We start from the raw sequence: 7,013 nt of genomic DNA, 5'->3' as shown, positions 1-7,013 counted from the left end.
CCCGCCGCACCGGCGCCTGCCGCCAACCCATCCACATGCGCGGCCACGTCCTACACGTCGACACCGCCACCGGCCGGCCACTCCACCGCTACAGCACCACCACCGAACCAGACGGCGTCCTGCGCGTACCGTGCAAGACCCGCCGCGCCTCCCGCTGCCCGGCCTGCGCCGAGATCTACCGCGCCGACACCTACCAGCTCATCCGCGCCGGCCTCGTCGGCGGCAAGGGCGTCCCCAAGACGGTAAGCACCCACCCCTGCCTTTTCATCACCCTCACCGCCCCCTCCTTCGGAGCCGTCCACGTCCAACGCGAGAACAACGGCAAAGTCCTGCCCTGCCACGCCCGCCGCAACGCTGAGACCTGTCCGCACAGACAAGTCCTGTCCTGCACCGAACGGCACAGCACCGACGACCCGCGCCTCGGCGAACCACTGTGTCCCGACTGCTACGACTACGACGGCTCGGTCCTGTTCAACGCCCTCAGTCCCGAACTCTGGCGACGCTTCACCCTCGCCCTGCGCCGCCGCTTCGCCAAGCTCAACGGCCTGACCATCAAATCCCTACGCGACCAGGCCAAGATCGCCTTTGCCAAGGTCGCCGAATACCAACGACGCGGCGTCGTCCACTTCCACGCCATCATCCGCCTCGACGGACCAGACGGACCCAGCTCTCCGCCACCTGCCTGGGCGACTCCCGAAGCACTGACGCAAGCCGTCCAACACGCGGCTGCCGCCGTGACCGCGGAGATCAGACCCCTGAGCAGAACCTTCCGCTGGGGCAAACAACTCGACGTCCGCCCCATCACCATGGACAGCGACCTCACCGAACAAGCCGTCGCCGCCTACATCGCCAAATACGCCACAAAGGCAGCCGAATGCGTAGGCACCCTGGACCAGCGCATTTCACCCCTCGCCGACCTGACCGCCCTCCTCATCCGTGAACACGCCCGCAGACTGATCACGGCATGCATGCGCCTGGGCAACCGCCCCGTCCTGGCCGACCTGAAACTCACCCGCTGGGCTCACATGCTCGGCTTCCGCGGCCACTTCTCCACCAAGAGCCGCCACTACTCCACCACCCTCGGCAAACTCCGCGCCGCCCGCGAAGAACACATGCACACCAACAAGATCGCCACCGGACGGCTCCCGCTCTTCGACGAGGACACCGTGCTCGTCATCGCCCATTGGGAGTACGCCGGCAAGGGCCTGTCTCTCGGTGACGCCATCCTCGCCGCTGCGATCGAGGGAGGCCATCGATGAACGTCGTCGACAAGCTCTGGACCATCGATGACGTCTCCGCCTTCCTCGGCGTGCCTATAGCCACGCTCTACCAGTGGCGACACCACCGGACAGGCCCGAGAGGCCACAAGATCGGCCGACACCTCCGTTACGTGCCCGAGGACGTCATGTCCTGGGTCCAGGACCAGGAGTAGCCCATGGCCTTCGTCAAGGACCTCTGGACCAAGACAGTCCGCACCTCAGACGGCACGCCGCAGAAGGTCAAGACCGCACGCCACGGCAAGGGCAAGCGCTGGCTGGCCGTCTGGGTAGACCCCGACGGCAACGAGCGCTCGACTGCGTACGACCGCAAGGCCGACGCCGAACGCAAGATCGCCACCATGGGAGCCGACATCGCCCGTGGCGACTACATCGACCCCAACGCCGGCAAGGTGCTCTTCGCCGACCTCGCCGAACGGTGGCTCGCCTCCCGCGTCGTGGACCCGTCAACGAAGATCAGGTACGAGTACATCCACCGCCTTCACGTCGCGCCGACCTACGCCAGGCGCCCGGTGAAGAGCATCAAGCCGTCCCAGATCCAGGCGTGGATCAGTGACCTGAGCAGCCGTTTCGAGACCTCGACCGTACAGACGGCCTTCCTGGTCCTTCAGGGCATCCTCGACCTGGCCGTCGCTGACGAGGCGATCAAGCGAAGTCCCGCCAAGTCGCCGATCGTCCAGGTGCCGAAGCGCACCACCGAAGAGATCACGGCCTGGTCGGACGAACGGGTTCACGCCTTGATCGACGCTCACCCCGCCCTGTTCCGCCTGCTCCCTATGCTCGGGGCCGCGTGCGGACTGCGGCAGGGCGAGCTCTTCGGCCTGGCCCTCGAAGACATCGACATGGAGGAGCGCCTTCTCCGTGTACGACGGCAGATCAAGAAGCTGGGAGCCGACCACGTCTTCGCCCTGCCGAAGAACGACCGTGAGCGGGTCGTACCGCTGCCTGACTGGGCGGCCGAGGCCATCAAGCGGCACGTCTCGGCCTATCCCCCGCTGGCCTGCTCCCTGCCCTGGGAGAAGCTGGATGGCAGACTCCGCACACACAATCTGCTGTTTCGCTGGACGGACGACCGCTTTATCAAGGCCAGAAGCTACAGCGAGACCGTCTGGAAGCCCGCTCTGGTGGCAGCGGGCGTGATCCCAGCACCGGACAGGGACATACGTAAGCGAAGCCGCTACGCCACCTCCCGGAAGGAGGGACTGCACCAGCTCCGCCACTACTACGCGAGCGTCATGCTGACCGGCGGCGTCTCGGTCAAGGAACTGGCCGAGTACCTCGGCCACGCGGACCCGGGCTTCACCCTCCGCGTCTATGCGCACTTGATGCCCGGCTCTCATGAACGCGCCCGCGGAGCGATCGATGACCGACTGTTTCGGCCTCGGGCTCTGGGCGTGTCGCAGCACACCAATCGTCGAGCTTGAGCACAACCACGCTGGCCCCGGTCCTTGCTTAAGGCCGGGGCCGTTCTCTTCTCCAGCTCAGGAAGGCCACCAAGCAGGTTAAGCCGCTCCGATTGTTGGGTGGGGCGCCAGGACCGATGTGGTTTGAACGACGTCGGACGTACCGCCAGACAGAATCAGTCCAGCTGACGACGTCTGCGTCTGGAGTAGTTCAGGTTGAGACAGAGCCTGGAGAGCCTCCACCACATCGACGACAGGAAACTCACGACGATCAGCTAGATAGCGGGCGACCGTCCGGGCTGCGGGGCGGGGCAGGGAAACCTCTTTAGGGACCTGTGCGTCGGCTTCGAGGAATGCCGTGACGACTTCCCATGCCATATAGAACGTCTCGACGAAGCTCCCGTCGTACGGCATTGGACAGATCACCAGATTCCTGGCGTCGTCCTTTCGAATGGCATCCGAGCCACCTTGGTTCGCGGGCACCACGCCGACGCGTAGCCCCGGGTACCCCTTCAGACCAGACGGGTTGATCTTGACAGTGGTGCCTACCCAAGAGTCGGTGTCTGAGTGCCCAAGGAAGAGATCGGCGCGCCAGAGCCCACTGATACTCTGCGGCAGTCCCGATTCTGCACCCTTCCTCCTGAAGGCCGCTGCGGCGCTAGTTAGGTGCTTTTTCAGCTTCACCGGGCGTCCCCGTGAACCTGACAGGAGGACCGACTCATCCGAGAGGAGCCCGGCAGCCGTATCAATGAGCTGTTGGGAGCCCGCTTTCTCTGCTCCGAACAGAATTGATCCGACGCTGTTGCCGCGCACCTTGCAATGGTTCAAGGCATCGTAGACGCGCTCGCTGACGTCCGGCTCCCCTCGACGCACCGCATCGTGCACGGCGTACTCGAAGCAGATCCCAGTGTCGCCGTCCCCAGGACGACGGAGGCGTGGGAGCATCTTCAGCTTGACCCCTTCGCGGCCTCCCGCCTCCTCCACCACGTCGGCCTTGAGGGAGTAGAGAGTGCCGAGAAGGATCGGTCGTACGACCGCAGTGATCGCCGAGACTTCGTCAGCCACGGGATTTAGCTGACGCTCGTTCCTGATTTCCACGGGATCAACCTAGTTGGCCTGATTACACGCGAGCACCTGAATAACCAGGCGCCTCAACCCGGAGCGTGGGCTTCTTCCCGCCGCTGAAGATGTCCCTTGGCCCACACTGGTGACCATGATCAGGACCCTGTGTGTTGCGGCTGTACAGCACCTCACGGAACACGCACGGAACAGTGATCAATTAGCACACTGTTCAGAGGCGCCGAACCCCGCCCGTCGCGATTGAGCAGGCAGGGCTCGTACTGGTCAACGCCTACTTGAGGAGTTGGCGGGCCATGACCATGCGCTGGATCTGGTTGGTGCCCTCGTAGATCTGGGTGATCTTGGCGTCGCGCATCATCCGCTCCACCGGGAAGTCGCGCGTGTACCCGTACCCGCCCAGCAGCTGCACCGCGTCCGTGGTGATTTCCATGGCCGCGTCCGATGCCGCGCACTTCGCGGCGCTCGACAGGAAGGTGAGGTCTTTCTGGGGCTGGCCGTTCATGGCCAGTTCGGACTTGGCCGCCGCGTGGTAGGTGAGTTGCCGGGCCGCCTCCAGTTTCATGGCCATGTCGGCGATCATGAACTGCAGGCCCTGGAAGTCGGCCACCGGGCGGCCGAACTGCTTGCGTTCCTTCACGTAGCCGATCGCGAAGTCCAGAGCGCCCTGGGCGATGCCGAGAGCCTGGGCGGCGATGGTGATGCGGGTGTGGTCGAGGGTCGCGAGGGCGGTCTTGAAGCCGGTTCCCGGGTCGCCGATCATGCGGGAGGCGGGGATGCGGACGTTCTCCAGGAGTACCTGCCGGGTCGGCGAGGCTTTGATGCCGAGTTTTTTCTCTTTTGGCCCGAAAGAGACGCCTTCGTCGGATTTTTCAACGACAAATGCGGAGATGCCGCGGGGGCCGGCCGAGGGGTCTGTTACGGCCATCAGGGTGTAGTACTCGGAGATGCCCGCGTTCGTGATCCACATTTTGGTGCCGTTGAGGATGTAGTGGTCGCCGTCCGGCACCGCCTTGGTCCGCATCGCCGCCGCGTCCGAGCCCGCCTCCGGCTCCGACAGCGCGTACGAGAACATCGCGTCCCCACGCGCCACCGGAGCGAGATACCTGGACTTCAGCTCGGCGGAAGCGGACAGCAGCAGGGGGACGGTGCCGAGCTTGTTCACGGCGGGGATGAGGGACGAGGACGCGCAGGCCCGCGCCACCTCCTCGATCACGATCACCGTGGCGAGCGCGTCGGCCCCGGCCCCGCCGTATTCCTCCGGGATGTGGACGGCGTGCAGGTCAGAGGCCACAAGCGCCTTGTATACGTCCCAGGGGAACTCCTCGGTCTCGTCCGCCTCAGCGGCTCGCGGGGCGATCTTCTCGTCGGCGAGGGCCCGGATCGTCTCGCGCAGCATGTCGTGCTCTTCGGCGGGCGCGTACAGAGGAAAGCTCATGGGATAAATACTAGGACGTCCGAGCATCTTGTTACCAGCCGGTACGGTTTGCGGAAATGCCCAGGTGGCACAGAACGAGGTAACGAGGGCCGGTAACATGCCTGGCGATCGAAAGGAGTTCTCTCGTGCCATATCGCCTCACGGTGATCGGGACCGGATACCTGGGCATTACGCATGCGTCCTGCATGGCGGATCTCGGATTCGACGTCCTGGGCCTTGACATCGACGCCGACAAGGTTCGCCGGCTGAACAGCGGTGAGCTCCCGATCCACGAACCCGGGCTGGAACCCGTCCTTCGTCGCGGCCTCGAATCCGGCCGCCTTCGTTTCACCACCTCGTACGAGGAGGCCGCGGCCTTCGGCGACGTGCACTTCGTCTGTGTGGGCACGCCGCAGAAGCGCGGCGAGTACGCGGCGGACGTCTCGTACATGGACGCCGCCATCGAGTCGCTGGCCCCGCACCTCGACCGCGAGTGCCTGGTCGTCGGCAAGTCGACCGTGCCCGTGGGCACCGCCGAACGCCTGGCCGACAAGCTCGTCCGGCTCGCTCCGGCCGGGGCGGACGCCGAGCTCGCCTGGAACCCCGAGTTCCTGCGCGAGGGCTTCGCCGTCCAGGACACGCTCAAACCCGACCGCATCGTCATCGGCGTGCGCTCCGACCGGGCCGAGAAGATGCTTCGCGACATTTACCAACCGCTCGGGGAGATCCCGATGGTGGTCACCGATTTCGCGACGTCGGAGCTGGTCAAGACGGCGGCGAACGCGTTCCTGGCCACGAAGATCTCCTTCATCAACGCGATGGCCGAGGTCTGCGAGGCGGCGCACGCCGACGTCACGCAGCTCTCGAAGGCGCTGTCGTACGACGACCGCATCGGCGGGCGGTTCCTGAACGCGGGGCTCGGCTTCGGCGGCGGCTGCCTGCCCAAGGACATCCGCGCGTTCATGGCGCGGGCCGGCGAGCTGGGGGCCGACCAGGCGCTGACGTTCCTGCGCGAGGTCGACGCGATCAACATGCGGCGGCGGGCGCGGATGGTGGACCTGGCGCGCGAACTGGCCGGCGGGTCGTTCCACGGTTGTGTGGTGGGGGTGCTGGGGGCCGCGTTCAAGCCGAACTCGGACGACATACGCGACTCGCCCGCGCTCGACGTCGCCGTCACGATCGGGCACCAAGGCGGTCAGGTCACCGTGTACGACCCGATCGCGCTCGACAACGCTCGCAAGGCACATCCCGAGCTGAAGTACGGCGAATCCGCGCTGGAGGCGGTCCGGGGGGCGCACGTGGTGCTGCTGCTCACGGAGTGGCCGGAGTTCGTGGACCTCGATCCGGAGCAGCTGGGGGAGGTCGTGGCGACGCGGAAGATCGTCGACGGGCGCAACGCGCTCAACACGGAAACCTGGCGCTCGGCGGGGTGGCACTATCGCGCCCTGGGCCGTCCGTGATCCTTCTTTTCTTTTGTACGGCACGCATGGGCCAGCCCCAGTCGCCGTACGGGGCTCAGGACCTCCAGGGACACGGCCGCTGAGCCCGCACAGGGCTGGGCGCCGCAACAAGACGGCATAAGTCGGAAAGGTCAGCACCCGGAGGCGCAGAAACCGAGTACCCCGGGAAGAGCAGGCATAACACGGGCAGGAGCAATTTCTCCGGCTGCGACAAGGCACGCGGTCCGGCCGAGCTGCTCCTGCCCGAACGGCCCGGTAGCCCGGCAGCCCCCATGGCCCCGGTAGCCCGGCGGCCCCGCCGAACCGCTCCCGGCCGGTCAGTTCGGCGGCAGCCCCAGTCGGCCTACTCCTGGCCGGTCAGCTCAGCTCCTGGCCGGTC

6 protein-coding genes are annotated in these 7,013 nt (G+C 66.0%); 4 read left to right on the top strand and 2 right to left on the bottom strand.

What is annotated here, in order from left to right:
• From KME77_RS17870 to KME77_RS17860, 3 genes are all read left to right on the top strand, one after another.
• Positions 1-1,259, top strand: a 1,259-nt coding sequence (locus tag KME77_RS17870; RefSeq protein WP_219468807.1) for a replication initiator, incomplete at its 5' end; no start/stop codon positions are given.
• Positions 1,256-1,432, top strand: coding sequence for a helix-turn-helix transcriptional regulator (locus tag KME77_RS17865; RefSeq protein ID WP_219468804.1), 177 nt, complete (start codon positions 1,256-1,258; stop codon positions 1,430-1,432). The genes KME77_RS17870 and KME77_RS17865, both read left to right, overlap by 4 nt.
• A gap of 3 nt (positions 1,433-1,435) precedes the next feature.
• Positions 1,436-2,701, top strand: coding sequence for a tyrosine-type recombinase/integrase (locus KME77_RS17860; protein WP_219468800.1), 1,266 nt, complete (start codon positions 1,436-1,438; stop codon positions 2,699-2,701).
• Between the two features lie 78 nt (positions 2,702-2,779).
• Here KME77_RS17860 and KME77_RS17855 read toward each other — a convergent pair whose 3' ends face one another.
• On the bottom strand, positions 2,780-3,778 hold the full coding sequence (locus KME77_RS17855; RefSeq protein ID WP_219468797.1) for a hypothetical protein: 999 nt from the start codon (positions 3,776-3,778) through the stop codon (positions 2,780-2,782).
• A gap of 253 nt (positions 3,779-4,031) precedes the next feature.
• Complete coding sequence (locus KME77_RS17850) at positions 4,032-5,195, bottom strand: acyl-CoA dehydrogenase family protein (protein ID WP_219468794.1); 1,164 nt, start codon at positions 5,193-5,195, stop codon at positions 4,032-4,034.
• A gap of 125 nt (positions 5,196-5,320) precedes the next feature.
• On the opposite strand from KME77_RS17850, the gene KME77_RS17845 reads away from it, so the two are divergent.
• Positions 5,321-6,634 carry a UDP-glucose dehydrogenase family protein gene (locus tag KME77_RS17845; RefSeq protein WP_219468791.1) on the top strand — a complete coding sequence of 438 codons (1,314 nt, stop codon included), beginning with the start codon at positions 5,321-5,323 and terminating at the stop codon, positions 6,632-6,634.
• The last annotated feature ends 379 nt before the right edge of the window (positions 6,635-7,013 follow it).

It is taken from the genome of Nonomuraea rhizosphaerae (assembly GCF_019396405.1).
Taxonomy (GTDB): Bacteria; Actinomycetota; Actinomycetes; order Streptosporangiales; family Streptosporangiaceae; genus Nonomuraea; species Nonomuraea rhizosphaerae.
The sequence above is the reverse complement of the archived record's forward strand: the minus strand, read 5'-3'. Positions and strand labels throughout refer to the sequence as shown.

Coding starts and splice junctions, on each gene's coding strand:
- KME77_RS17860 (WP_219468800.1), top strand. CDS start 1,436: ATGGCCTTCGTCAAGGACCTCTGGACCAAGACAGTCCGCACCTCAGAC.
- KME77_RS17865 (WP_219468804.1), top strand. CDS start 1,256: ATGAACGTCGTCGACAAGCTCTGGACCATCGATGACGTCTCCGCCTTC.
- KME77_RS17850 (WP_219468794.1), bottom strand. CDS start 5,195: ATGAGCTTTCCTCTGTACGCGCCCGCCGAAGAGCACGACATGCTGCGC.